Here is a 24,568-nt window from a genome sequence, read left to right as displayed (position 1 = left end):
CCGGGACGGAACTTCTAATTACAGCTGTTCGGTTTCGGCGTAGTCCTGGTCGGCGTCCAGGTCGTAGCTGGCATCGCTGTTCCAGGTGCCGGTGGCCACGTCGTAGCCGGCGACCTGCGACGGGTCGAACGTGGCCGGGCTGTCCTTGAGCGACAGACCCAGCTGGTGCAGCTTGATCTTGACCTCGTCGATGGACTTCTGGCCGAAGTTACGGATGTCCAGCAGATCCGACTCGGTACGCGAGACCAGCTCGCCGACGGTGTGCACACCCTCACGCTTGAGGCAGTTGTACGACCGCACGGTCAGCTCCAGGTCGTCGATCGGCAGCGCGAACGAGGCGATGTGGTCTGCCTCGGCCGGCGACGGGCCGATCTCGATGCCCTCGGCCTCGACGTTGAGCTCGCGGGCCAGACCGAACAGCTCGACCAGCGTCTTGCCGGCCGAAGCCAGGGCGTCACGCGGGGCGATCGAGTTCTTGGTCTCGACATCGAGGATCAGCTTGTCGAAGTCGGTGCGCTGCTCGACGCGGGTGGCCTCCACCTTGTAGGTGACCTTCAGCACCGGCGAGTAGATCGAGTCGACCGGGATACGGCCGATCTCGGCACCCGAAGCCTTGTTCTGCACGGCCGGGACGTAACCGCGACCGCGCTCGACGACGAGCTCGACCTCCAGCTTGCCCTTGTCGTTGAGGGTGGCGATGTGCATGTCCGGGTTGTGCACCGTCACACCGGCCGGGGGCACGATGTCACCGGCGGTGACGGCGCCCGGGCCCTGCTTGCGCAGGTACATGGTGACCGGCTCGTCCTCTTCCGAGGAAACGACCAGGCCCTTGAGGTTCAGGATGATGTCGGTGACGTCTTCCTTGACCCCGGGGACGGTGGTGAACTCGTGCAGCACACCATCGATGCGGATGCTGGTGACCGCTGCGCCCGGGATGGACGACAGCAGCGTGCGCCGCAGCGAGTTGCCCAGGGTGTAACCGAAGCCAGGCTCCAGCGGTTCGATGGTGAACCGCGACCGGTTTTCGGCCAGCACATCCTCGGACAGGGTGGGACGCTGAGAAATCAGCATTTTCTATCTCCTTCTCGGCACCCGCTATTTGATGCCGGTTTGGTTGGTGCCCGACCGGAATTGGCCGGGCACCATGACCTCGAATTACTTCGAGTAGAACTCGACGATCAGCTGCTCGGTAAGCGGCACGACGATCTGGGCGCGCTCGGGCAGCTGGTGCACGAGGATGCGCTGACGCTCGCCGACAACCTGCAGCCACGACGGCACCGGACGATCGCCGGCGACCTCGCGAGCGATCTGGAACGGCAGGGTGTTCAGCGACTTCGACTTGATGTCGATGATGTCGTACTGCGACACCCGGTAGCTCGGGATGTTCACCTTCACACCGTTGACGGTGAAGTGACCGTGGCTGACCAGCTGGCGGGCCATACGGCGGGTACGGGCCAGACCGGCGCGGTACACGACGTTGTCCAGACGGCTTTCGAGGATCTGCAGCAGGTTCTCACCAGTCTTGCCAGCCTTGCGGTTGGCTTCCTCGTAGTACTTGCGGAACTGCTTCTCCATGACGCCGTAGGTGAAGCGAGCCTTCTGCTTCTCCTGCAGCTGGGTGCGGTATTCGCTCTCCTTGATCCGCGCGCGGCCGTGCTGGCCGGGCGGGTAGGGGCGCTTTTCGAACGACTGATCGTCACCGACGAGGTCGACGCCGAGACGGCGCGACTTGCGGGTGGCGGGTCCGGTATAACGAGCCATTTTTCAGATCCTCCCTAGACCCGGCGCCGCTTGGGCGGACGGCAGCCGTTGTGCGGCTGCGGCGTGACGTCAGAAATCGCGCCAACCTCGAGGCCGGCAGCCTGCAGCGAACGGATCGCGGTCTCGCGGCCCGAACCCGGACCCTTCACGAAGACGTCGACCTTCTTGACACCGTGCTCCTGCGCCTTGCGGGCAGCGTTCTCGGCGGCGAGCTGCGCGGCGAACGGGGTGCTCTTGCGAGAACCCTTGAAGCCGACGTGACCCGACGAGGCCCAGGCAATGACGTTGCCCTGGGGATCGGTGATCGAGACGATGGTGTTGTTGAACGTGCTCTTGATGTGAGCGGCGCCGTGCGGGACGTTCTTCTTTTCCCGGCGACGAGTGGGCTTGCCGCGCTTCGAAGCAGCGCCGGCTTTCTTGGTGGGTGCCATTTACTTACCTGGCCTTCTTCTTGCCGGCGATGGTGCGCTTCGGGCCCTTGCGGGTACGCGCGTTGGTCTTGGTGCGCTGGCCACGCACGGGCAGGCCACGACGGTGGCGCAGGCCCTGGTAGCAACCGATCTCGATCTTGCGACGGATGTCGGCCTGCACCTCGCGGCGCAGGTCACCCTCGACCTTGAGGTTGCCTTCGATGTAGTCGCGCAGCTGGGTCACCTGGTCGTCGGTGAGGTCCTTGGTGCGCAGGTCCCGGTCGATGCTGGTGGCGGCCAGGATTTCCTGGCTGCGGGTACGGCCGATGCCGTAGATGTAGGTCAGCGCGATCTCCATGCGCTTGTCGCGCGGGAGATCAACGCCCATGAGACGTGCCATCAGGCAGTGTTCCTTTTCGTTGCGGAGGTCTGATCCCAGTCCGTTCCCCGTCTTGTTCGGGGTCCGGCCTCCGTGCCGGACGTGGTTGAGCGACCTATTCGCTCAGTGGTACTGGGAGGTCTGCATTCAGTTTTGGGTGGTGCCTACTGCTTCGGGGACTAGCCCTGCCGCTGCTTGTGGCGCGGGTCGGAGCAGATGACCATGACCCGCCCGTGCCGGCGGATCACCCTGCACTTGTCGCAGATCGGCTTGACGCTCGGGTTCACCTTCACGACTTAGCGATCCTTTTCTCTGTTCTGAATTGGTAGTGCTTTGGAGATGCGGGGCGCGTTGCTGTACCCGCCGGTAGTGACTCGCTGACGCTCGTCGCTACTTGTAGCGGTAAACGATGCGGCCACGGGACAGGTCGTACGGAGACAGCTCCACCACGACACGGTCCTCCGGCAGGATGCGGATGTAGTGCTGCCGCATCTTGCCGCTGATATGGGCGAGCACCTTGTGACCGTTCTCCAGCTCAATGCGGAACATCGCATTGGGCAGGGGCTCGATCACGCGACCCTCGACCTCGATGGCGCCATCTTTCTTGGCCATACTCTTTGGTAATCCTCTGGTTCTTCGGTTTCGTATCTCATACGCCCGTGCTTGGCGCAGACCCCACCCCGGCTACAAGAACGTGGACTTAATGCCAGGAAATTCCGGGGAACTTCAGAACAGAGCACGCAAAGAGCCGGCGCAGAAGCTGCACCGTTGGTCCACGATACCCGCTCTGACCCCAGGTACCAAAATCAGCGAAGCCCCTCGGCCAACCCCAGGTGCACCCATCGTCTTCGCAAGTCAGGGCGCATAATGAACAGCGATGACTGGACCCGCTTCCCCGGCTCGCAATCCGGTGATTCTCACCGTTGACGATGATCCGGCAGTGTCCCGGGCGGTAGCCCGCGACCTGCGTAAACACTACGGCGCACGCTATCGGATCGTGCGCGCCGAATCAGGACAGGACGCGCTGGTCGCGATCAACGAGCTACAGCTACGGGGCGACACCGTGGCGATGTTCATCGCCGACTACCAGATGCCGGAGATGAGCGGCATCGACTTCCTGGAACTGGCCATGGACGTGTTCCCACTGGCCCGGCGCGTGCTGTTGACCGCGTACGCGGACACCCACGCCGCGATCAACGCCATCAATCTGGTCGACCTGGACCACTACCTGCTCAAGCCGTGGGACCCGCCCGAGGAGAAGCTGTACCCGATCATCGACGGCCTGCTGGAGGCCTGGCATGAGGTCGGCGACCGTGCGGTCCCGCACACGAAGGTGATCGGCCACCGGTGGAATCCCCGCTCGTGGGAGGTCCGCCAGTTCCTGGCCCGCAACCAGCACTACTACCGCGCGTATTCGTCGGACGAGGCCAAGGGCAAGCAGCTGCTGACCGCGGCGGGGCTGGACGGCCTCGAGCTGCCCGTGGTGATCTCCGAGCAGGGCGAGACGCTGGTCCAGCCGACGGACGTGCAGCTGGCCGAGATGCTCGGCCTGGCCACCACACCGTCGCTGGACATGTACGACCTGGCCGTCATCGGCGGTGGCCCCGCCGGCCTTGCGGCCGCGGTGTACGGCGCGTCCGAGGGTCTGCGCACGGTCCTGATCGAGCGCACCACCACCGGCGGCCAGGCGGGCCGCAGCTCGCGGATCGAGAACTACCTGGGCTTCGAGACCGGGATCTCGGGCGCCGAGCTGACGACGTCGGCCCGCCGGCAGGCCGAGCGCTTCGCCGCCGAGGTCATCACCACCCGCGAGGTCGTCGGGCTGGACGTCTCGGCGCTGGCCAGCAAGACGCTGACCTTCGACGACGGCCAGAGCATCACCGCCCGGTCCGTCATCCTGGCCACCGGCGTCGACTACCGGCATCTGCAGGTGAGCGGGTGCTGGGACAACCCGGAGGACGTCGGCAACAGCTATGTCGGCAACGGCGTCTTCTACGGCGCCTCGGTGTCGCAGGCCTCCGAGTGCGCCGGTGAGGACGTCTACATCGTCGGCGGCGCGAACTCGGCCGGGCAGGCCGCGATGTTCATGTCGCAGCAGGCCAAGTCGGTGACGCTGCTGGTACGCGGACCGTCGCTGGAGGCGTCGATGTCGTACTACCTGATCCAGCAGATCGAGAACACACCGAACATCAGTGTCCGCACCTGCACCGAGGTGGTCGACACCTGCGGCGAGGACGGGCATCTGACCGGGCTGTGGCTCGTGGACAACAAGACCGGCGAGCGGGAGAAGGTCGACTCCTCGCGGCTGTGTTGTTTCATCGGCGCCACCCCACGGACCCAGTGGCTGGAGAACGCCGGCATCGCCCGCGACGACCACGGCTTCATCCTCACCGGACCGGACCTCAAGGACGTGTGCGGCTGGAACCTGGACCGGCCGCCGCACCACTTGGAAACAAGTGTGCCCGGTGTGTTTGTTGCAGGAGATGTCCGCGCTGAATCGGCCAAACGGGTCGCAGCCGCGGTTGGCGAAGGCTCGATGGCAGTGATGCTGGTGCACCGGTATCTGGCCGAAACGTAGGAGGAGACCGGTATGGGCGAAACGTGCGCGCGTAGTGAACTGAAGACGCTGTTCCTGTTCGAGGCGTTGACCGACGAGCAGTTGGACACGCTGTGCGCCAACGGTCACATCGCGACGTTCGAGCCCGGCCCGGTGTGCACCGAGGGTGAACCGGCCACCTGCTTCTATGTGATGCTCGACGGCGAGCTGGTGATGTCGATGAAGTCCGGCGGCATCGACATCGAGACCAACCGAACGTCCATGCGTGGCGTCTACTGCGGCGCGTGGTCCGCCTACATTCCGGACGAACAACCGGTCTATGAGGCGTCGGTGCGGGTGACCAAGCCGTCGCGGTTCTTCGTCCTGGACGCCAACGCCTACGCCGACTTCATGCGGGCGGAATTCCCCATGGCGGTGCACCTGCTGGAGGGCCACAAGGTCGGCGGCCGGCGCGGCCGGCAGATCGTCGGCCAACGCGAAAAGCTCCTCGCCCTGGGCCAGCTCTCGGCCGGGCTCACCCATCAGCTGAACAATCCGGCGGCCGCGACCGCCCGCGCCGTCGCCGACCTGCACGACCGGATCGGCAAGATGCGGCACAAGCTGGCCATGCTGGCCGACGGACAGGTCAGCCCGCAGTCGCTGCGGGTCCTGGTCGGCATCCAGGAAGGCATCGCCGATCAGGTGCTCAAGGCCAGAAACCAGGAGCTGTCCGCCATCGAGGCTTCCGACCGCGAAGACGCGATCGGCGAATGGCTGGAGGATCACGACATCGCATCCGCCTGGGACTACGCACCCACCTTTGTCGACGCCGGTCTGGATGTCGCTTGGCTGGAAGGCATTTCGTCATCCATCGGATGCGCCGACTCGTCGGCGACGCTGCAGGGCGCACTGGGCTGGCTGAAGTACACCATCGACACCGAGCTGCTGATGTGTGAGATTTCCGAAGCGAGCAAACGGATTTCGACCCTGCTCGCCGGCGCCAAGCAGTACTCCCAGATGGACCGGGCCCCGTACCAGAACGCCAACGTGCACGAGCTGCTGCGCAGCACGCTCATGATGTTCGGCGACCGCATCGGCAAGGACGGCACCACCTGCGTCAAGGTGGTCAAGGAATACGACCCGGCCCTGCCCGAATTGCAGTGCTACCCAGCCGATCTCAATCAGGTCTGGACCAACATCATCGACAATGCACTGCAGGCCATGAAGGGCTGCGGAGTGCTGACGATCCGCACCAGGCGCGTCGGCGACACCGTCCGGATCGAGATCAACGACAACGGGCCGGGCATTCCCGCCGACGTCATCGAGCGCATCTTCACCCCGTTCTTCACGACCAAACCGTTCGGCGAAGGCACGGGGCTCGGGCTGGACCTGGCGTGGCGCATCATCTGCGAAAAACACCACGGGAACATCTACGTCGAGTCCAAACCGGGTGACACCACGTTCATCGTCACGTTGCCCCTGCACGCACCGGCGCCAGAAGAGTTTCCGGCTGCGACATTGGGATAGTTCGGCTCACCGAGCGCCGAACGGAATAGCCGCCCGCGCCCGGGAGTTGCCGCAGAGGTGACCAAACCAGACCTCGGGCGCTACGGCGTATTCGGACGCGGCGCGACGCCGCAACAGGCGGCAGAAATCGAAGCGCTGGGCTACGGCGCCATCTGGGTCGGTGGTTCACCGCCCGCGGCACTGGACTGGGTCGAGCCACTGCTCGGCGCGACCGAGCGGCTGAAGGTCGCAACGGGCATCGTCAACATCTGGACGGCGGCAGCCGGGCCGGTGGCCGAGTCGTTCCACCGCATCAACACCGCCTATCCCGGCCGGTTCCTGCTCGGCATCGGCGTCGGCCATCCCGAGGCCCACACCGAGTACCGCAAGCCCATCGACGCGCTCACCGAATACCTCGACAAGCTCGACGAGTACGGGGTGCCGAAAGAACACCGGGTGGTGGCCGCGCTCGGCCCGCAGGTACTCAAGCTTTCGGCGCGCCGCAGCGCGGGTGCGCACCCGTATCTGACCACTCCGGAGCACACCGCGCAGGCGCGTGAACTGATCGGGCCGGACGCATTCCTGGCGCCCGAGCACAAGGCGATCCTGACGACGGATGCGGACAAGGCGCGCGCGGTCGGGCGCAAGGCCCTGGAGATTTACCTCAATCTGAACAATTACCTCAACAGCTGGAAGCGGTTGGGGTTCACTGACTCTGACGTCGCCAAGCCCGGAAGTGACCGGCTCGTCGACGCCGTGGTCGCCTACGGCACGGTCGACGCGATCGCCGCCCGACTCAAGCAACACCTGGACGCCGGCGCCGACCACGTGCCGGTCCAGGTGCTGACGTCGCCGGACAAGTTGGTACCCGCACTGACCGAACTCGCCGGCCCGCTGGGCCTGCGGTAACTGGAGGGATCACGCATGAGCCAGCTGAACCTGGGCCGTTTCGGGGTGTGGACGTTCGGGGCCCCGAGCCCCGAGCAGGCCGCTGAGATCGAGAAACTGGGGTACGGCGCGGTGTGGCCGGGCGGCTCCCCCGCCGGCGACCTGGCGTTCGTCGAGCCGCTGCTGGCCGCGACGGAGAAGCTGCAGGTGGCCACCGGCATCGTCAACGTGTGGACCGCGCCCGCGGCGCAGGTCGCCGAGTCGTATCACCGCATCGAAGCCGCGTATCCAGGGCGGTTCGTTTTGGGTGTCGGGATCGGCCATCCCGAACACACCAAGGAGTACCGCAAGCCGTACGACGTCCTCGTCGAATACCTCGACGAACTGGATGCCGCGGGCGTTCCGGTGGCGCGCCGGGTGGTGGCGGCCCTCGGCCCGAAGGTGTTGCGGCTGGCGGCCGATCGCAGCGCCGGCGCACACCCGTACCTGACCACCCCCGAGCACACCGCCGAGGCGCGCACGCTCCTCGGACCGGACGCATTCCTCGCACCCGAGCACAAGGTGGTGCTGACCGACGGTTCTGCCGCGGCCGCCGAAGAGGCCCGGGCCATCGGCCGCCAGACCGTCGACTTCTACCTGAATCTCAGCAATTACCTGAACAATTGGCGCCGGCTCGGCTTTTCCGAGGACGACATCGCCAAGCCGGGTAGCGATGCGTTGATCGACGCGGTGGTCGCGCACGGCACTCCCGACGCCATCGCCGCCCGTCTCACCGAGCATCTCGACGCCGGCGCCGACCACGTGACCATCCAGGTGCTGGGTGGTTGGGACAAGCTGCTGCCGACGTTGACGGCGCTGGCAGGTCCGCTGGGCTTGCGGGGGTAAAAACGCAGGCGCTCAGGGCTTTTGGTCTTGGTGGTCCTCGTGGTGCTGCTGGAGGATGCGGCGCAGCCAGGTCCAGTGCGGCCGCTGCTGCGTCGGGGTCTCGACGACGGGCGGCGCGGCGATCGGCTGCGCGGGAGCGACCGCTTTCGGCGGTGCGACGACCGGAGCGGTGACGACATTGACGACCGGCGCCGGGGCAGCCACGTGATTGACGGTCGGCATCGGGGCCGGAGCCGGCGCCACGTACGGGGCCGATCGGGTGTGGTCGACGACGGCCAACGGCGTCGACGGTGATTCGTCGGCGCCGAGCGCAATCGCACCGAGCGCGGCAACGACGGTGACCCCGCCGAACAACATCGCAACGAGCGCCACCCGCCTGGTCCGCGACGTTCGCGTCGGTGCGACGGGGGCGGCCGGGAGCGGGCGCTGGACCACGGGTTCTTCCGGTTCGGCCAGTGACCAGGCGAGCGCACCGAACGGCATCGTCGGCGCCCCGTGCAGGGTGCCGCTGGTTGTGTCCGACGAGAACTCCAGGTTCGGGAATGTGGCGGTCATGGCGGTGGACATGGCGTGCTCCTGTGTCGTTTTGCCGGCCCGATTGGGCTGCGCTTACTGGTAGGAGCCGCGCGGCACCCACATCGGGACAACTTTTGGAGAATTTTTTCGGCGGTTCGGGATCAGCCGGGTCAATAGATCACTGGAGGCGGCGGCGTCGTCGTCACCGGCTCGACCGGGCCCACGTCGATCGGGGGCAGCGGCCGCGGTGGCCGATGCGTCGTCGGCGGCGGGGTGGGCGACGGCGACGGCTCGGTGACCACGGGCGGCTGTTGGCTCGGCGGCGACGGTTCCTCGCTGACGACGGGCGGCCGCGGACGTCGCGTGGGCGGCACCGGCCGCGTCGACGGCGGAGGTGTCACGACTGGCGCGGCCGGCGGTAGCGGGACCGGTGTCTGCTGCGGCGGCGGCACCACCCGGGGCGGACGGACCGCTGTCGGCTCGGCCGGGGCGGTCACGACGGCGGTCGGCGTCGATGGCGGCGCGGGGGCGACGGTCGTGGTCACCGGATTTTCAGGCGTGGAGCTGGGCGACGCGGTCACCGAGGTGGTGACCCCTTTCGGGGTGACGGGTGCGCTGGTTTCATACCGCCAGGCGATCGTCAACGCCAGCACGATCAGCGGAATGCCGATCAACAGCGACATCGTCAGCATCACGCGGCTCGGCGGTTGGGCGGTTGCGGGTTCCCCGTCGGCCCCGTCGGCAGCGGCGAATTGCTCTGTCGGTGCATCCGGCAACGAACCCTGCGCCTGGGTGGGTGCGCCACTCAGATCCGTGTTGGCTGCGGTCAACTGAATGTGATTCAGCGTGCGGTCGCGCAGCCACGTCGGCGCGGGGATGAACAGCGGCGTGCCACCGAGCAGCGCGACCGGGTTGACCATCCGGCGACGGTCCTGATCGCAGGTCGGGCAGCTTTCGATGTGACGGGCGATCCGCTTGCGCATCAGGATGGTGAAGGTCCCGTCCCACCCCGCGAGGATCGCGCCCAACTCAGCGCAGTTGTTTCCTTGTTGGCCGCGGCGCGCAACCAGCAGTGCGCCCAGCGAGCGTTCCATGGTGTCGCGCAGCCGCTGCATGATCTTCTTGGCGCTGGCGGTGCTGACGCCCAGCGCCTCGGCGAGCTCGGGCCCGTCCAGTCCGTGACGGTAACCCAGCTCCAGCACCGCGCGGTCCCGGTCGGACAGCCCACCGGCCGCCTCGGCGACCAGGTTGGCCAGTTCGTTTCGGGCCGCCATCGTGTCCGGCCCGGCATCGTCGGACGCCTCGTCGGGCAGGTCTTCGGACGGTTCTTCGCGACGCCGCTGCCGAATCCGGCGCAGCGCCTCGTTCCGGGCGATCGCGTACAGCCAGGGGCGCAGTTTGTCGGGTTCCCGCAGCTTGTCCAAAGCCGTTGCCGCGGTACAGAACACGTCCTGAACGCAGTCGGCGGCGGCATCACGGTCGCGGACCATGCCGACGCAGAAGTCGTGCAGCCGATCGGCGTAACGGTCATAGATGCCGGCAAACGCCATGCGGTCCCCGGAGAGCGCGGCGCCGACCAAGTCGGCGTCGCTGACGATGTCCCAATCTGGCACTGCGGTCATGAGACGGACTCCCATTGGCGATCGAACGCCGGTATGCACTGATGCTAATCCGGCGAAGGCGAACTGATTTGCCGAATCAATATGCATCGGCGTCGGGTTCATACGTTGGGAACGAGGGCAGCGCGGACCCGGTTCAATACCGCGCCCGGCTGCGCCTCGAATCCGCGAGCCACGGCCAGTCAGTGCTTCTTGTCGTGGTGCTTCCAGTCCCAGTTGTGCCAGTCCCAGTAGTAGTGGCAGTGCTCCCAGTCCCACCACGCCCACGAGCAGTACTCGTAGCCCCAATGCTGCGGCACCGGGATGGATGGCTGCGCCTGCGCCGTACCCGCCGTCAGACCCAAACCGGCCAGGGCCATGCTGCCGGACAGCAGCGCCGCAGTGGCGGCCCGCTTCGCGAACGACGGCCGCTTGGCCGGGGTGTGGTTGTTGCTCATTTCGTGCTCCTTGTTTGGTGGTGCAGGCGCCCTGTGCGGGCTCTGTCATAGGTAGGAGCGCGACCCCCGGACACCGGGGACACTTTTTTAGGCGCAGATCCAAATCGCCGCGGAAAACTTGTCAGACTCGGCTGCCGGTACTGCTCATACCTGCATGAGCGACTATTCGAATACCCCGTGGAACCCCGACACCGACAACACCATCGCCGCCGACGTCGTCGACGCCGGCCCGCGTTCGGTGACCTTCTCCAGGCTCGCGTACAGCGACGACCCCGCCATGCCCGATGTGGTCGAGGACGACGCCATCGCGGCCGACACCATCGACGACGGCCGCTGGGCCCGACGCCGCGTGGCACTCGCCTTGGGTGGCGCGGCCAGTGTGATCGTGGCATCGGCCGCCGTGGCACTCGCCGCAATCAACTCGGTCGACACCAGCACCTCGGTGACCGCCGCCGGCGGCTCGACTGCCATGCCCGCGGCCGCTCCGGTCGTTCGAGTGGAGCCCCCCTCAGGACTTCCGGCACCCTCCACCGCACAGATCACGGTGGAACCGGTCGCCCCGAACGTTCCCGACTACGTCCCCGTGGCCGCGCCGCAGCGGCCGGCAGCGCCGCTCGTCACCGCGGCGCCCCCGGCCGCTCCCGCCCCCGAGATGGCACCACCTGCTCCCGCACCAGAGAAGGTACCGGCCCCGCCCGCACAGCCGTTGCCGAGTTTCCCGCCGATCATCATCAATCTGCCGGTTCCGCCGGCGGCGCCGCCGAAGCCGCCGGCGCCGGCGCCCAAACCCGATGGGCCGGTGGTGAAGGGCCCGCTCGCGATTCCGAGCCCCGAGAAAACCCCGCCGGTCAATCCGAACCTGTCCCTGGATGCCGGCTGACATCCTTCAGTCCAAGCTGAACAAACCGAGGAGAGCGGCACCGCCACTGTGGCGGTGCCGCTCTCTGCGTTACGGCGTTGCAGCACAACGTTGATCCTGCATCCTGGGCGTAGTTGTGCGAGTGAAGTGCGCCGTCACGTCAAGGTCAACGGGTCCGTGCGCTGAAGTCGCCAACCGAGTCGTGGCCGAGGCGGGCCGAGGCCCGCTTCACCTCCGGCCTGAATTACCCGGGTCACCGGTGGGCGGCGGCGGCGCTTCGAACGAGGGCGGCGCAACCGACATCGGGGGACGCGTCACCGGGCCGGGTCTGCTGACCGTGCGCTCCGGCGATGGCGGTGGCGGCGACTGTGGCGGTTCGGCAGCCGGCCAATTCTGTTGTGGCTGCGGTTGCAGACTCGTGGCCACCGGCGGCGGTGCGGCGGATTTGGTCGATACCCCGGGTACCAGCGGCCCAGGTGCGCTGGACGGCGACGACGCGCTCCGCGGCGTGCTCGGCGGAGCTGAAAGCGGCGTCGTGGCAGGCGTTTCCAGGGGAACCGTGATGCCACTATCGGCCGGTTCACGGTCCTGGCGACCGGGCCCGGCGAACGTCCAGATTAGAGCGCCCACCAGCAGCACCAGCGCACCAACGGCCAGGCCGATCGGCAGCACCGGACGGCGGCGCCGCTCCTCCGCCGGCGCAGTGTCGGCGCCCGCCGGGGCCGCATCGGCGCCGTCGACCAAATCCGTTGTCAGGCAGACCAACTGAATGTCCGCAAGCGTGGCATCCCGAAGTTCCTTCGGGGCCGGAATGAAGGGCACCGCACCAAGTAGCGCCGCTGGGCTCACCCGGCGGCACCGTTCGGATTCACACTCGGGACACGATTCGATGTGCCGGGCGATGCGCTTGCGCATCAAGACCGTCATCGTTCCGTCCCAACCATCGAGCACTGCAGCAAGATCCGGGCATCGCGCCGGATCCTGCCGCGTCTGCCGCGCCACCAGCAGCGCACCGAGCGAGCGGCCGACCATTTCCCGTGCCCGATGCGTCAGGGTGTTGGCGGTGGCCGCGCTGACGCCGAGTGCCTTGCCGAGTTCCGGTCCGTCGAGGCCGTGCCGATAACTCAATTCGATGACCTCACGGTCCCGCTCCGACAGGCCACCACAGGCCTCCCGGATCAATTGGGCCAGGTCGTCCTGCTCAGCGAGGGCATCTGGACCGGCCTCGCCCGAGGCACCATCCAGGTACTCGTCGTCGGCCGGTTGCTCGAACTTGCGGCGCTGAATGTGCCGCAATGCCTGCGACCGCGACACCGCATACAACCACGGCCGCAGCTTCTCGGGCTGACGGAGCTTCGACAGCCCGGTCGCCGCGGTGCAGAACGCCTCATGCACACAGTCGGCGGCGGCATCACTGTCGCGCACCATGCGCACGACAAAGTCGTTGAGCCGGTCCGCGTAGCGGTCGTAGATCGCGGCGAACGCCGCACGGTCGCCCGAGGCGGCCGCGCGGGCAAGGTCCTCGTCGGGCGCTTCGTCCCAGTCGACAAGCGCGCTCATTGGCGCGGTTCTCCCATGCTCAGTAGTAGTAGCCCGGGTAAATACCGGTGTCGCCGTTGTCGCAGTTGACGTTGATGTCCCAGAACCTGTTGAGCGGAACACCCGGAACGAAGAAGCCTGCCTCGCCGGCTGAATTCTGGTAGGCCCTGGTGGTGAACCAGTCCGAGGTGTAGGTGCACCAGGTACCCCCGCTGCCGCCGCTCCAACCGATCCAGATGCCGCCGTAGTGCGGCACCGGATTCACGCCCAACGGGTTCGCGTGCGCGGTACCGGCACCCGCCAGAGCTGCCGGAATTGCTACTGCCGCGGCAATTCCAGCAACCAATCGATTCAACTTCGCAGCCATTGTGCTCCGCCTTTCCTACGCTCGGCCCGGTTGGCCGCGCCTGTATGTAGGAGCATCTCGCCGCATCAATCCTGACAAGTTTTTCGGCAATTGGTCAGGCAACCGCAAAGAAGTCGGGTAATTCGGATGTCCCCCTGAGCAACCACAGCGGGCTGCCGCGATCGAGGCCATTCCGCCAACCCCTTGCCAACACCCACTACAAATTACTAGGATATGCAAGTATCTCGGCGCGCGAGTCGAGGAACCCGAACTCTCTTTGGACGGATGTCATGACCACCCAGATTCCGCACTTCATCAACGGCCAGCGCACCACGGGCGAATCCACCCGCACCGCCGACGTGCTCAACCCCAGCACCGGCCAGACCCAGGCCCAGGTGCTGCTGGCATCGGTAGCCGACGTCGACACCGCGGTGGCGGGTGCCGTTGTCGCGCAACGGGAATGGGCTTCCTGGAACCCGCAGCGCCGCTCGCGGGTGCTGATGAAGTTCATCGACCTGGTCAACCAGAACAGGGATGAGCTGGCCCGCCTGCTGTCCCTGGAGCACGGCAAGACCTTCGAGGATTCGCTCGGCGACATCCAGCGCGGCGTCGAGGTGATCGAGTTCGCCGTCGGCATCCCGCACCTGATGAAGGGCGAGTTCACCGAGGGCGCCGGTTCCGGCATCGACGTGTACTCGATGCGCCAGCCCCTCGGCGTCGTCGCCGGCATCACCCCGTTCAACTTCCCGGCCATGATCCCGCTCTGGAAGGCCGGCCCGGCGCTGGCCTGCGGCAACGCCATCATCATCAAGCCGTCCGAGCGCGACCCCTCGGTGCCGCTGCGCCTGGCCGAGCTGTTCATCGAGGCGGGCCTGCCCGCCGGCGTCCTGCAGGTCGTCAACGGCGACAAGGAGGCCGTCGACGCCATCCTGCAGCACCCGGACGTCAAGGCCGTCGGCTTCGTCGGCAGCACCGACATCGCGCAGTACATCTACTCGAATGCCGCCGCCAACGGTAAGCGCGCACAGTGCTTCGGTGGCGCCAAGAACCACATGATCGTGATGCCCGACGCCGACCTGGACCAGGCCGTCGACGCGTTGATCGGCGCGGGTTACGGCAGCGCCGGTGAGCGGTGCATGGCCATCAGCGTCGCGGTGCCCGTTGGCGAGGAGACCGCAAACCGGTTGCGCAACAAGCTCGTTGAGCGTGTCAACCAGCTGCGCGTCGGCCACAGCCTGGACCCGAAGGCCGACTACGGCCCACTGGTCACCGGCGCGGCGCTGGAGCGGGTGCGCAACTACATCGGCCAGGGCGTGGACGCCGGCGCCGAGTTGGTGGTCGACGGCCGCGAACGCGCCAGCGACGACCTGACGTTCGACGATGCCGACCTGTCCGGCGGCTTCTTCATGGGCCCCACCCTGTTCGACCACGTCACCCCCGACATGTCGATCTACACCGATGAAATCTTCGGCCCGGTCCTGGTCATCGTGCGCGCCCACGACTACGAGGAGGCGCTGCGCCTGCCGTCGGAGCACGAGTACGGCAACGGCGTCGCGGTGTTCACCCGCGATGGCGACACCGCCCGCGACTTCGTCTCGCGCGTGCAGGTCGGCATGGTCGGCGTCAACGTGCCGATCCCGGTTCCGGTGTCCTACCACAGCTTTGGCGGCTGGAAGCGCTCCGGCTTCGGTGACCTCAACCAGTACGGGACGGCGTCGATCCAGTTCTACACCAAGGTCAAGACCGTCACCGAGCGCTGGCCGTCGGGCATCAAGGACGGGGCCGAGTTCTCGATCCCGACCTTCAAGTAAGGCCCGGCGTTGAGCATCGATCTTTTCGGACTGGACGACGACGAACGCGTAATCGCCGAGACGGCGGCCGCGTTCGCCGAAAAACGGCTGGCACCAAACGCTTTGGCGTGGGATGCCGACGATCACTTCCCCACCGATGTGCTGCGGGAAGCGGCCGAGCTCGGCATGGCGGCCATCTACTGCAGTGACGACGTGGGCGGCAGCGGGCTGCGACGGTTGGACGGGGTGCGGATCTTCGAGCAGCTCGCCACCGCCGACCCGACCATCGCGGCGTTCCTGTCGATCCACAACATGTGCGCCTGGATGGTGGACAGCTACGGCACGCCGGAACAGCGCAAGACCTGGCTGCCGAAGCTGGCCTCGATGGAGGCCATCGCCAGCTACTGTCTGACCGAGCCGGGCGCCGGCAGCGACGCGGCGGCCTTGCGCACCAAGGCCGTTCGCGACGGCGACTACTACGTGCTGGACGGGGTCAAGCAGTTCATCTCCGGCGCGGGCGTCTCCGACGTCTACGTGGTGATGGCCCGGACGGGTTCGGACGGACCGCGCGGCATCTCCGCGTTCATCGTCGAAAAGGACACGCCCGGACTGAGTTTCGGCGCCAACGAGGAGAAGATGGGCTGGCATGCCCAGCCCACCGCCCAGGTCATCCTGGAAGGTGTGCGGGTGCCCGCCGAAGCGATGCTCGGCGGTTCGGATGGCGAGGGCACCGGCTTCTCCATCGCAATGAACGGCCTCAACGGCGGTCGCATCAACATCGCCGCCTGCTCGCTGGGCGGCGCGCAGGCGGCCTACGACAAGGCGCTGGGCTACCTGGCCTCGCGCGAGGCGTTCGGTGCGGCGCTGATCGACGAGCCGACCATCCGGTTCACCCTCGCCGATATGGCGACGACCTTGGAAACCTCGCGAAACATGTTGTGGCGGGCGGCAACTGCGCTCGACACCAACAATCCGCGCAAGGTGGAACTGTGCGCCATGGCCAAACTGCACGTCACCGAGGCCTGCTACACGGTGGCCGACCAGGCGTTGCAACTGCACGGCGGCTACGGCTACCTGCGCGAGTACGGGTTGGAGAAGATCGTCCGCGATCTCCGGGTGCACCGCATCCTGGAGGGGACGAACGAGATCATGCGTGTGGTCATCGGGCGGGCTGCCTCGACCGCCGCACGCAATTGAGCGATTTGTGCACGAAAACCCGCGATGAGCGCGGGAAATCGTGCACAAATCGCGGAGAACTAGGTGAGGACGAACTGATGGCGACAATTGCATTCCTGGGCCTGGGCCACATGGGCGGCCCGATGGCGGCGAACCTGATCGCGGCCGGGCACACCGTGCGCGGCTTCGACCCGGTCCCGGCCGCGGCACAGGCGGCACGGGACCACGGCGCGGCCACCTTCGACAGCGGCCCCGAGGCGGTGGCCGGCGCCGACGTCGTCATCACCATGCTGCCCAACGGCGACCTGGTGAAGAGCTGCTACGCCGAAGTCATGCCGGCGGCCGCCCCCGGCACGCTGTTCATCGACTCCTCCACCATCTCGGTCGACGATGCCCGCGAGGTGCACCGGCTGGCCCTGGAGCACGGCTTCGCCCAACTGGACGCCCCGGTGTCCGGCGGGGTGAAGGGCGCGACGGCCGGCACGCTGGCGTTCATGGTCGGCGGCGAGCCCGAGGCCGTCGAGCGCGGACGCACGGTCCTCGAGCCCATGGCCGGCAAGATCATCCACTGTGGCGCGTCCGGCGCGGGCCAGGCCGCCAAGGTGTGCAACAACATGGTGCTCGCCGTCCAGCAGATCGCGATCGGTGAGGCCTTCGTGCTCGCCGAGCACCTCGGCCTGGACAAGCAGTCGTTGTTCGACGTGATCACCGGGGCGACCGGCAACTGCTGGGCCGTACAGGTGAACTGTCCGGTGCCCGGGCCGGTGCCCACCTCCCCCGCGAACAACGATTTCCAGCCCGGTTTCGCCACCGCATTAATGAACAAGGACCTCGGTCTGGCGATGGCTGCGGTGCGCTCGACGGGATCGTCGGCACCCCTCGGCAGCCATGCCGCTGACATCTACGCGAAGTTTGCCGCCGAGCATGCCGATCTTGACTTCAGCGCGGTAATCAACCTGCTCCGTCAATGACGCCGCCCCACCATCACCGCACGTCACAGTGGTGTTCGTTAGTTAACTGTGACACCGCGCGCATTAGGGCATAGGATGCGTGGGTCGCACAGGGAGGATTCGCGCCGCATGACTTTCAAATTTTCCGCCAAGGGGGCAACGGCCTCGGCTACGGCGATTGCTGTGGCGTTTTTCGGAGCCGGCATCGCCATCGCATCGCCAGGTCCGGTGAACCCGAACAACCCGGGTACCGACCCGACGCAGACCCAGCAGGCCAGCAAGAACAACGAGTCGGCCACCACCCCTTCGGGTGACCTCGGCACGGCCAGCAGCAAGACCGTCTCCAGCTCGACCTCGAGCTCGGGCGGCGGCCTGACCGGCAAGACGGCGCGCAACAACGACAACGGCCTGGAGTGGGGTGACGACTGGAGCCTGGGCGGATTCCCGCCCATCAACCTGTCGAGCATGCAGCCGCCGGAGGCCACCGTCGCGATTCCGCTGTCGCTGGGCCTGCCCGGTCTGAGCCTGCCGAGTCTCGTGCTCGACGCCGGCCTCGGCGGCCTGGTCACCGGACTCGCGGGTCTGCTCGCGAGCTCCGCGCTGCCTGCGGGCGCGACTCTGGGCGCCCCCGTCGCCGCGGCCGCAGCACCCGCCGCGACCGCCGCCACCTTCGGCACCCTGTCCGCCGTCGGCGACATCGCGAAGGTCTCCTCCGCCGCCGCTGCGCCGGCTCTCGCGGTTCCCGCCATGGCCGCTCCGGCGGTGGCTGCCCCCAGCCTCGGCGGCCTGCCGGCCATCGGCGCACCGGCCATCGGCGCACCGGCCATCGGTTCGCTCGGTGCGCTGGCCGCGCCGAAGCTGCCCGGTATCGGCCTGCCGAAGCTGCCGAACGCCGGCCTGCCGGAAATGCCGGACTTCACCAAGTTGGGTGCCCCCAAGCTCCCCAAGCCGGAAGACCTGCCGCACCCGGAGATCGGCTTGCCGAAGGCCCCGAAGATCGGCATGCCGGACATCCCGCACCCGCAGATCGGCTTCCCGCCGCACCCGCGGATCTTCCCGAAGATCGGCCTGCCGAAGATCAGCCTGCCGTGGTTCTGAACCGCTGAAAGAGGCGGGGCATGAAGCCCCGCCTCGACAATTGAAAAGTTGTGAAGAACTGGTGGTCAGCCCTGGGCTGACCACCAGTTCTTGTGTAGGCGCTCGCATCCGGCGGCCATCAGACCGTCGTACTCCGCGCGCACCTGGACCGCCCCGGGGAATTCGTGGCCGGCCGAATAGCCGGTCGTGATCACCAGCGTGGCCAGCTTGGCAGCCCGTGCCGCGCGGAAACCGCGGGCGCCGCCCGCCACCGCCAGCGCGCTCTCCGGCCCCAGACCCAGCTCCCACAACGCGTGGCCGTGCAGATCGGGGTCACGGGTCGGATGCGGCAGATCGTCGGGCGTCACGATGGTTTCGGCGATGCCGTCGCCCAGCAACTGCCGGACCAGCGGCTCCACCCACGAGCGCGTACCGGTGCTCACCACTGCGACAGCGATCCCGGCGCCGAACAGCCCGGCCGCCAGATCGGCGAGGCCGTCGCGCGGGCTCACGTCGCCGTCGAGCACCGACGCCTCGAACAGGTCGGTCTTGGTGCGGTACACGTGGGCCGCGATCTCGGTGCTGACCCGCCCGTAGCCGCGCCGGCGCAGTGCCGAGGCGACGCGACGCTGTTCGTCGGCGATGCGGACCAGCCGGCCGTATTCGGCGACCGACCAGGAGATGTCCAGCCCGTGCGCGGCGAATGCGGCGTTGAACGCCACCCGGTGTGCGTCGCGCTCGACATCGGCCAGCGCACCGTCCAGGTCGAAGATCACCGCACGCAGCGGATCGATCACGGCATGGGCCGGGCGCGCCACATCCCACCAGAACGTGCGCTCCACACAACTCACCGACATGGCTACCAGGGTGTCCTACGTCACATCTCCCGGGCCTCCCCCCAATGGGGGATTGGGCGGGCGAGATTCAGGACGAACTTTCTCCGACAGTCCACAGCCGGTCCTCCCGACCAGCGCCGAATCGCCGCTCTAAGGTGATGCCATGAGCACCAGCGAGAAGCCGCAGGCGGATCGCGCATGACGGCCGAACCCGAAGCCGACGCTGCGCCGGTTCGGCTGATCCTGGTCGACGACCACGAAATGGTCATCGAGGGACTCAAGGCCATGCTGGCCGCTTTCAGCGACCGGGTACGGGTGGTCGGCCAGGCCGTCGGGGCCGAACGCGCCGCTGCCGTGGTCGACGAACTGCAGCCCGACATCGTGCTGTGCGACGTCCGGATGCAGGGCGCCAGCGGTCTGGACCTGTGCCGTGAACTGCGGGCACGCGATCCGGAACGCAAGGTGGTCATGCTGTCGGTGTACGACGACGAGCAGTACCTGTACCAGGCACTTCGGGTCGGCGCGTCGGGGTATCTGCTCAAGAGCATCAGCAGTGACGACCTGGTCCGTCAGCTCGAGCTCGTGCACGGCGGCGCGACCGCCATCGACCCGAGCATGGCCGCACGCGCTGCCGACACCGCCGCCCGCATGCAGCGTGACGAGTTCTGGCCCGGTGCCCGGCAGGGCCTGACCCAGCGCGAAAGCGAGATCCTGTCGTTCGTCGTCGACGGCCTGTCCAACCGCGGCATCGCGACGCGGCTGGTGATCGGCGAGGAGACCGTCAAGAGTCACCTGCGCGCGATCTATCGCAAGCTCGACGTCAGCGACCGGGCGGGCGCGGTGGCCACCGCGCTGCGGGAAGGCATCTACCGATGACGCCGCGCAATGAGGTCTTGACCGCCGACCGCGAACTGGCCCTGTTGCGCGAACTGATCCAGGCCGCCTCGAGCGGTCCCGGCGTCGAGCCGCTGGCCGCGGCGGCCGCCCGGATGATCACCGCGGCCACCGGCACCGACGTCTGCTTTGTCCACGTGCTCGACGACACCGAACGGTCGCTGACCCTGACGGGCGCCACGCCGCCGTTCGATCAGGAGGTCGGCAAGATCCGGCTACCGCTGGGCGAAGGCGTCTCGGGATGGGTGGCCAGCAATCGCGAACCCGTGGTGATCAGCCATGACAAGGAATCCGACCCTCGCTACCGGCCGTTCGAATCGCTGCGCGGCAGTGACTTCGCGTCGATGGTTTCGGTGCCGATGGAGACCGACCCGGGTGGGCTGGTCGGCGTACTCAACGTGCACACCGTCGAACGCCGGGAGTTCAGCGCCCGCGACGTGGAGCTGCTGCTGGTCATCGGCCGGCTGATCGCCGGGGCCATGCATCAGGCCCGGCTGCACCGCCAGCTGGTGGCACGCGAACGCGCCCACGAGAATTTCGTCGAGCAGGTCATCGAAGCCCAGGAGATCGAGCGCCGCCGACTGGCCGGCGATATCCACGACGGCATTTCGCAGCGGCTGGTGACCCTGTCCTACCGGCTCGATGCGGCCAGCCGGGCAGTCGGCTCGGACACCGCCGTCGCGGCCGAGCAGCTGACGTTGGCCCGCGAACTCGTGGATCTGACCCTCGGTGAGGCCCGGGCTGCCATCGGGAACCTGCGCCCACCGGTCCTCGACGACCTGGGGCTGGCCGGCGGGCTGGCGAGCCTGGCACGGTCCATCGGCCAGCTCGACGTCGACGTGGAACTGACCGACGTCCGACTGCCCGACCACATCGAGCTGGCGTTGTACCGAATCGCCCAGGAGTGCCTGCAGAACGTCGTGAAGCACGCCCACGCCAGCAACGCGCTGCTGAAGTTCGCGGCCGACGCCGAACATGCGCGGCTCGAGATCATCGACAACGGCATCGGTTTCGACACCTTCGAGCGCCCGCTGGGCGCCGACGAGACGGGCGGCTACGGGTTGTTGTCGATGGCCGAGCGCGCCGAGATCGTCGGCGGCCGGCTGAACATCCGCTCCCGGCCCGGCTCGGGGACCATCGTCACCGCCACCATCCCGCTGCCATCAGGTAGCTGAAGGGGGCGCCAACGAGACGAGATCGTTGCTAGATTTCGCTCACCGCGTGACGTGCTGTCCGCCCGGCAATTTTGACAATGCCCGGTTGATGACGAATTATCAGCGCAGACACGGGGGTATCGGTGCTCAGACGCAATACGAACGCCGCCATCGGCGGCACTGCGGTCGTCTTTGCTGTGTTTGCCTACTTGGTGATCTCGGGTGGGCGCGGCACGGTCGCCGCAAAGCTCACCTACGACATCGGCTTGGCGGTGTTCAGCGCATTCGCCTGCCTGACCGCAGTCGCCGCGTACCGAGTCAACAAGGGCCGGCGCCGGCGCGTGTGGATGGCGTTGGCCATCGGCATGGCGGGCTGGGTCGTCGGCAACCTGATCCTGCTCTATTACCACGCTGTAATCGGATCGCCGCCGCCCTTTCCGTCGGTCGCCGACGCCGCCTTCCTGGTGCTGCCATGCACCGTGGTGATCGCTTCCATCTGGACGGTGACGGCCGATCGCATGTCAGCACTGCGGCCGGTGCTGGACGGTGTCATCGTCGCCGCGGCGTTGTTCCTCGTGTGCTGGGTGCTGATTCTGGAGGACCTGTTCGCATCGACGAATTCCAGCTGGATGGCGACGGCGGTATCGGTCGCGTTCCCGATCTCGGACGTCGTGATGATCACGCTGGCGGTGCTGACGGTGAGTTCGGCAGCACCGGGTCAAAGGCAGTCTGTCGTTCTGGTCTGCGCCGGACTGTCCATCGTCGCCGTGGCGGACAGCATCTGGATATATGTGCTGGCGCAATCGAATTCGACCAGCCCCGTCGCCATCATCGGCTGGGCCACCGGACTGGTGCTGTTCAGCGCAGGCGGCCTGGTGGAAGCGCGCCAACCGCCGCGGGCCGCCAAGAATCGACGCCGCCTTGCGGACCCCTTGCTCTGGCTGCCCTATGCGCCGCTGGTGTCGGCAGTGGTCGTCGGCCTCATCGACTTGTGGCCGATGACCAGCGACAAGCCTGTGCTGGTCGCCGCCGCCGTGCTGGTGATGGCCGCGCTGATCCGGCAACTGATCGTCCTCATCCAGAACCGGCGACTGTTGTTCGATCTGGCCGAGCAGACCAGACGCGATCCGCTGACGGGGCTCGGCAACCGGTTGATGTTCAACGACCACCTCGACGCAGCCATGCAATCACGTGCGCACGACCGCCTTCCCGTGGCAGTGCTGGCGCTCGACCTGGATGACTTCAAGATGGTCAACGACAATCTCGGGCACCCCAGCGGCGACGAACTCCTGATCGATGTGGCGAATCGACTCCAGAGCAGTGTGCCGGCCGGACATCCCGTCGCTCGACTCGGCGGTGACGAGTTCGCAGTTCTCATCCAATCGACGGCGCTCTCGGCCACGACCATCGCCGAGCGCGTCATCGAGGCGTTCGACGCGCCTTTCGCGCTGAGCAGCGAGAAAGTGTTCATCCATCCGAGCGTCGGATTGGCCATCACCCACGCAGACGAACCCGACACCACCGCCGATGATCTGATGCAACGCGCCGACGTCGCGCTGTACGCCGCCAAGCGGACCGGTATCGGCGGAGTGCAGACCTTCACCGCCGACATGCGGCAGGTTTCGGCGCTGGACCTGCCGCAACGGTGGAGCGACAGCGGCCGCGTACAGCTGCCGGCCAACGTCGGGGTACAGCTACTCGGGCAACTACGCCGCGCCATCACCGACTCCGAGTTGAGGCTGGTCTACCAGCCGAAAGTGTCGCTGGCCACCGGCGACATCGTCGGCGTCGAGGCCCTGCTCCGTTGGCCGCACCCCGAGCTCGGTCTACTGACGCCTGCCGAGTTCCTGCCGTTGATCCGGCGCAACGGATTGATCGGCTCGGTCACCGACACGGTGCTCGAGCAGGCTGTCCGCGACGCATCGACGTGGTTCGGCACCGGCCATCGCAATGTGCCCGTAGCGATCAATCTCTTTGCACCGTCCCTGACCGACGTCGACCTGGCCGACCGGATCGGGGCCATCCTCGCCCGCAACTCACTGCCGGCGCGCGCGCTCACGGTGGAGATCACCGAGCAGATGCTGCTGTCCAACATGAGCCGCACCGAGGTGGTGATCGACCGGCTGCGGAAGTCGGGACTGCGGGTTTCGATCGACGACTTCGGGTCCGGCTACTCGACCATGAGCTACCTGCGGGACCTCCCTGTCGATGAGCTCAAGCTGGACCGCGAGTTCGTCCTGCCGATGATGCAGAGCACCCGCGCTGCCGCCATCGTGCAGTCGGTGATCAACCTGACTCACGCGCTGAACATCGTCAGCGTCGCCGAGGGCGTCGAAGACGCGGCGACCGCCCAACGGCTCACCGACTACGAGTGCGATATCGGGCAGGGGTTCTACTTCGCCAAACCGATGTTCGCCGAATCACTTCGGACACTGATCGAATCGCGGCAGCCACTGCAGCCCTGAGCCGCTCAGAAGTCGCCGGCGTTGCGGCGCAGCGTCTCGATGGCTGTCACCAGCGCCTCCGACTGCCTGTCGGACATTCCGACGTCGGCGAACACTTCCTTGTTCAGCGTGACCGTAGCGTCCTCGACCGTCGAGCGGCCCACCTCGGTCAGTTGCACCAACGTGGTCCGGCCGTCCGTCGGGTGCGGCACCCGCTCGACGAGGCCGTCGGCTTCCAGCCGCCGGATCGCATGGGTGACGCTGGTGACGTGTACCTGCAGCCGGTCCGATGCCTTGGTGATCGGCAGTGCGCCGCTGCCGCTGAACGCCAGCAGCCGCAGCAGTTCATAGCGGGAAAAGCTCAGGTCATAGGGCCGCAGCGCGGTCTCGACCCGGGCCAGCAGGATCTGGTGGGCGCGCATCACGGACGTCACCGCGACCATGCCGTCGGCGACGTCGCCCCAGCCGGCCCGCTCCCAGTTGGCCCGGGCCCGGGCGATGGGGCCACTGCTCACGCCTCATTCTTACCGCACCGCTTACGCGCCGGCGCTGCGCTCGCCCAGTTG

The 24,568-nt window shown here is 67.2% G+C and carries 25 protein-coding genes; 12 read left to right on the top strand and 13 right to left on the bottom strand.

Annotated features, from left to right (window positions below; genetic code table 11):
* Positions 1-18: 18 nt before the first annotated feature.
* From A7G45_RS12970 to infA, 6 genes are all read right to left on the bottom strand, one after another.
* A complete protein-coding gene (locus tag A7G45_RS12970) occupies positions 19-1,071 on the bottom strand; it encodes a DNA-directed RNA polymerase subunit alpha (RefSeq protein WP_020101463.1) in 1,053 nt (350 codons plus the stop codon).
* Between the two features lie 84 nt (positions 1,072-1,155).
* On the bottom strand, positions 1,156-1,761 hold the full coding sequence (gene rpsD / locus A7G45_RS12965; protein WP_043401870.1) for a 30S ribosomal protein S4: 606 nt from the start codon (positions 1,759-1,761) through the stop codon (positions 1,156-1,158).
* A 14-nt stretch (positions 1,762-1,775) separates the two neighbouring features.
* Positions 1,776-2,192: a 30S ribosomal protein S11 gene (rpsK, locus tag A7G45_RS12960; protein WP_020101461.1), complete on the bottom strand. Its 417-nt coding sequence runs from the start codon at positions 2,190-2,192 to the stop codon at positions 1,776-1,778.
* Between the two features lie 4 nt (positions 2,193-2,196).
* Positions 2,197-2,571, bottom strand: coding sequence for a 30S ribosomal protein S13 (gene rpsM / locus A7G45_RS12955; protein WP_043401867.1), 375 nt, complete (start codon positions 2,569-2,571; stop codon positions 2,197-2,199).
* A gap of 158 nt (positions 2,572-2,729) precedes the next feature.
* A complete protein-coding gene (gene rpmJ / locus A7G45_RS12950; protein WP_003879483.1) occupies positions 2,730-2,843 on the bottom strand; it encodes a 50S ribosomal protein L36 in 114 nt (37 codons plus the stop codon).
* A 97-nt stretch (positions 2,844-2,940) separates the two neighbouring features.
* Positions 2,941-3,162, bottom strand: coding sequence for a translation initiation factor IF-1 (gene infA / locus A7G45_RS12945; RefSeq protein WP_003886926.1), 222 nt, complete (start codon positions 3,160-3,162; stop codon positions 2,941-2,943).
* Between the two features lie 265 nt (positions 3,163-3,427).
* Between infA and A7G45_RS12940 the strand changes: the two genes are divergently transcribed.
* Genes A7G45_RS12940 through A7G45_RS12925 form a run of 4 tightly spaced genes read left to right on the top strand, consistent with a single transcriptional unit; the run spans position 3,428 to position 8,365 of the window.
* Entirely contained in the window at positions 3,428-5,128 is a 1,701-nt protein-coding gene (locus A7G45_RS12940) for an NAD(P)/FAD-dependent oxidoreductase (RefSeq protein WP_260937512.1), read from the top strand.
* A gap of 12 nt (positions 5,129-5,140) precedes the next feature.
* Positions 5,141-6,613, top strand: coding sequence for an ATP-binding protein (locus A7G45_RS12935; protein WP_071287433.1), 1,473 nt, complete (start codon positions 5,141-5,143; stop codon positions 6,611-6,613).
* A gap of 57 nt (positions 6,614-6,670) precedes the next feature.
* The gene (locus A7G45_RS12930) at positions 6,671-7,501 is read left to right on the top strand and encodes an LLM class F420-dependent oxidoreductase (RefSeq protein ID WP_260937510.1); all 831 of its coding nucleotides are present in this window, start codon (positions 6,671-6,673) and stop codon (positions 7,499-7,501) included.
* A gap of 15 nt (positions 7,502-7,516) precedes the next feature.
* Entirely contained in the window at positions 7,517-8,365 is an 849-nt protein-coding gene (locus A7G45_RS12925) for an LLM class F420-dependent oxidoreductase (RefSeq protein ID WP_260937509.1), read from the top strand.
* 12 nt (positions 8,366-8,377) lie between these two features.
* Here A7G45_RS12925 and A7G45_RS12920 read toward each other — a convergent pair whose 3' ends face one another.
* From A7G45_RS12920 to A7G45_RS12910, 3 genes are all read right to left on the bottom strand, one after another.
* Positions 8,378-8,932, bottom strand: a complete 555-nt coding sequence (locus A7G45_RS12920; protein WP_071287436.1) for a hypothetical protein — start codon at positions 8,930-8,932, stop codon at positions 8,378-8,380.
* Positions 8,933-9,051: 119 nt separating this feature from the next.
* Positions 9,052-10,503 carry an RNA polymerase sigma factor gene (locus A7G45_RS12915; RefSeq protein ID WP_260937507.1) on the bottom strand — a complete coding sequence of 484 codons (1,452 nt, stop codon included), beginning with the start codon at positions 10,501-10,503 and terminating at the stop codon, positions 9,052-9,054.
* Between the two features lie 179 nt (positions 10,504-10,682).
* Positions 10,683-10,937 carry a hypothetical protein gene (locus A7G45_RS12910; RefSeq protein WP_260937505.1) on the bottom strand — a complete coding sequence of 85 codons (255 nt, stop codon included), beginning with the start codon at positions 10,935-10,937 and terminating at the stop codon, positions 10,683-10,685.
* A gap of 154 nt (positions 10,938-11,091) precedes the next feature.
* Between A7G45_RS12910 and A7G45_RS12905 the strand changes: the two genes are divergently transcribed.
* Positions 11,092-11,817 (top strand): hypothetical protein, encoded by a 726-nt coding sequence (locus A7G45_RS12905; RefSeq protein WP_260937503.1) that lies wholly within the window; start codon positions 11,092-11,094, stop codon positions 11,815-11,817.
* A 207-nt stretch (positions 11,818-12,024) separates the two neighbouring features.
* Here the strand turns inward: A7G45_RS12905 and A7G45_RS12900 are convergent, their stop codons facing one another.
* Positions 12,025-13,356 carry an RNA polymerase sigma factor gene (locus tag A7G45_RS12900; protein ID WP_260937501.1) on the bottom strand — a complete coding sequence of 444 codons (1,332 nt, stop codon included), beginning with the start codon at positions 13,354-13,356 and terminating at the stop codon, positions 12,025-12,027.
* A gap of 19 nt (positions 13,357-13,375) precedes the next feature.
* On the bottom strand, positions 13,376-13,702 hold the full coding sequence (locus A7G45_RS12895) for a hypothetical protein (RefSeq protein ID WP_131630669.1): 327 nt from the start codon (positions 13,700-13,702) through the stop codon (positions 13,376-13,378).
* 269 nt (positions 13,703-13,971) lie between these two features.
* Between A7G45_RS12895 and A7G45_RS12890 the strand changes: the two genes are divergently transcribed.
* The 4 genes from A7G45_RS12890 (at position 13,972) to A7G45_RS12875 (ending at position 18,695) form a co-directional block, all read left to right on the top strand.
* A complete protein-coding gene (locus A7G45_RS12890) occupies positions 13,972-15,492 on the top strand; it encodes a CoA-acylating methylmalonate-semialdehyde dehydrogenase (RefSeq protein WP_260937499.1) in 1,521 nt (506 codons plus the stop codon).
* Positions 15,493-15,507: 15 nt separating this feature from the next.
* Positions 15,508-16,668 (top strand): acyl-CoA dehydrogenase family protein, encoded by a 1,161-nt coding sequence (locus A7G45_RS12885; protein ID WP_260938149.1) that lies wholly within the window; start codon positions 15,508-15,510, stop codon positions 16,666-16,668.
* A 77-nt stretch (positions 16,669-16,745) separates the two neighbouring features.
* The gene (gene mmsB, locus A7G45_RS12880; protein WP_260937497.1) at positions 16,746-17,618 is read left to right on the top strand and encodes a 3-hydroxyisobutyrate dehydrogenase; all 873 of its coding nucleotides are present in this window, start codon (positions 16,746-16,748) and stop codon (positions 17,616-17,618) included.
* Between the two features lie 162 nt (positions 17,619-17,780).
* On the top strand, positions 17,781-18,695 hold the full coding sequence (locus A7G45_RS12875; RefSeq protein WP_260937495.1) for a hypothetical protein: 915 nt from the start codon (positions 17,781-17,783) through the stop codon (positions 18,693-18,695).
* A 65-nt stretch (positions 18,696-18,760) separates the two neighbouring features.
* On the opposite strand, the gene A7G45_RS12870 is transcribed toward A7G45_RS12875, so the two are convergent.
* Complete coding sequence (locus A7G45_RS12870; protein ID WP_260937493.1) at positions 18,761-19,531, bottom strand: HAD family hydrolase; 771 nt, start codon at positions 19,529-19,531, stop codon at positions 18,761-18,763.
* A 177-nt stretch (positions 19,532-19,708) separates the two neighbouring features.
* On the opposite strand from A7G45_RS12870, the gene A7G45_RS12865 reads away from it, so the two are divergent.
* The 3 genes from A7G45_RS12865 (at position 19,709) to A7G45_RS32510 (ending at position 24,023) form a co-directional block, all read left to right on the top strand.
* Positions 19,709-20,386 carry a response regulator gene (locus tag A7G45_RS12865; RefSeq protein ID WP_260937491.1) on the top strand — a complete coding sequence of 226 codons (678 nt, stop codon included), beginning with the start codon at positions 19,709-19,711 and terminating at the stop codon, positions 20,384-20,386.
* Positions 20,383-21,579, top strand: a complete 1,197-nt coding sequence (locus tag A7G45_RS12860) for a GAF domain-containing sensor histidine kinase (RefSeq protein WP_260937489.1) — start codon at positions 20,383-20,385, stop codon at positions 21,577-21,579. Before A7G45_RS12865 ends, A7G45_RS12860 begins: the two co-directional genes overlap by 4 nt.
* 122 nt (positions 21,580-21,701) lie before the next feature.
* On the top strand, positions 21,702-24,023 hold the full coding sequence (locus A7G45_RS32510) for a putative bifunctional diguanylate cyclase/phosphodiesterase (protein WP_260937487.1): 2,322 nt from the start codon (positions 21,702-21,704) through the stop codon (positions 24,021-24,023).
* Between the two features lie 5 nt (positions 24,024-24,028).
* Here A7G45_RS32510 and A7G45_RS12850 read toward each other — a convergent pair whose 3' ends face one another.
* Positions 24,029-24,517, bottom strand: a complete 489-nt coding sequence (locus tag A7G45_RS12850) for a MarR family winged helix-turn-helix transcriptional regulator (protein WP_260937485.1) — start codon at positions 24,515-24,517, stop codon at positions 24,029-24,031.
* Between the last annotated feature and the right edge of the window lie 51 nt (positions 24,518-24,568).

Source organism: Mycolicibacterium llatzerense (assembly GCF_025331195.1).
GTDB lineage: Bacteria > Actinomycetota > Actinomycetes > Mycobacteriales > Mycobacteriaceae > Mycobacterium > Mycobacterium llatzerense.
The sequence above is the reverse complement of the archived record's forward strand: the minus strand, read 5'-3'. Positions and strand labels throughout refer to the sequence as shown.

Coding starts and splice junctions, on each gene's coding strand:
- A7G45_RS12970 (WP_020101463.1), bottom strand. CDS start 1,071: ATGCTGATTTCTCAGCGTCCCACCCTGTCCGAGGATGTGCTGGCCGAA.
- rpsD (WP_043401870.1), bottom strand. CDS start 1,761: ATGGCTCGTTATACCGGACCCGCCACCCGCAAGTCGCGCCGTCTCGGC.
- rpsK (WP_020101461.1), bottom strand. CDS start 2,192: ATGGCACCCACCAAGAAAGCCGGCGCTGCTTCGAAGCGCGGCAAGCCC.
- rpsM (WP_043401867.1), bottom strand. CDS start 2,571: ATGGCACGTCTCATGGGCGTTGATCTCCCGCGCGACAAGCGCATGGAG.
- infA (WP_003886926.1), bottom strand. CDS start 3,162: ATGGCCAAGAAAGATGGCGCCATCGAGGTCGAGGGTCGCGTGATCGAG.
- A7G45_RS12940 (WP_260937512.1), top strand. CDS start 3,428: ATGACTGGACCCGCTTCCCCGGCTCGCAATCCGGTGATTCTCACCGTT.
- A7G45_RS12935 (WP_071287433.1), top strand. CDS start 5,141: ATGGGCGAAACGTGCGCGCGTAGTGAACTGAAGACGCTGTTCCTGTTC.
- A7G45_RS12925 (WP_260937509.1), top strand. CDS start 7,517: ATGAGCCAGCTGAACCTGGGCCGTTTCGGGGTGTGGACGTTCGGGGCC.
- A7G45_RS12920 (WP_071287436.1), bottom strand. CDS start 8,932: ATGTCCACCGCCATGACCGCCACATTCCCGAACCTGGAGTTCTCGTCG.
- A7G45_RS12915 (WP_260937507.1), bottom strand. CDS start 10,503: ATGACCGCAGTGCCAGATTGGGACATCGTCAGCGACGCCGACTTGGTC.
- A7G45_RS12910 (WP_260937505.1), bottom strand. CDS start 10,937: ATGAGCAACAACCACACCCCGGCCAAGCGGCCGTCGTTCGCGAAGCGG.
- A7G45_RS12905 (WP_260937503.1), top strand. CDS start 11,092: ATGAGCGACTATTCGAATACCCCGTGGAACCCCGACACCGACAACACC.
- A7G45_RS12900 (WP_260937501.1), bottom strand. CDS start 13,356: ATGAGCGCGCTTGTCGACTGGGACGAAGCGCCCGACGAGGACCTTGCC.
- A7G45_RS12895 (WP_131630669.1), bottom strand. CDS start 13,702: ATGGCTGCGAAGTTGAATCGATTGGTTGCTGGAATTGCCGCGGCAGTA.
- A7G45_RS12890 (WP_260937499.1), top strand. CDS start 13,972: ATGACCACCCAGATTCCGCACTTCATCAACGGCCAGCGCACCACGGGC.
- mmsB (WP_260937497.1), top strand. CDS start 16,746: ATGGCGACAATTGCATTCCTGGGCCTGGGCCACATGGGCGGCCCGATG.
- A7G45_RS12870 (WP_260937493.1), bottom strand. CDS start 19,531: ATGTCGGTGAGTTGTGTGGAGCGCACGTTCTGGTGGGATGTGGCGCGC.
- A7G45_RS12865 (WP_260937491.1), top strand. CDS start 19,709: ATGACGGCCGAACCCGAAGCCGACGCTGCGCCGGTTCGGCTGATCCTG.
- A7G45_RS12860 (WP_260937489.1), top strand. CDS start 20,383: ATGACGCCGCGCAATGAGGTCTTGACCGCCGACCGCGAACTGGCCCTG.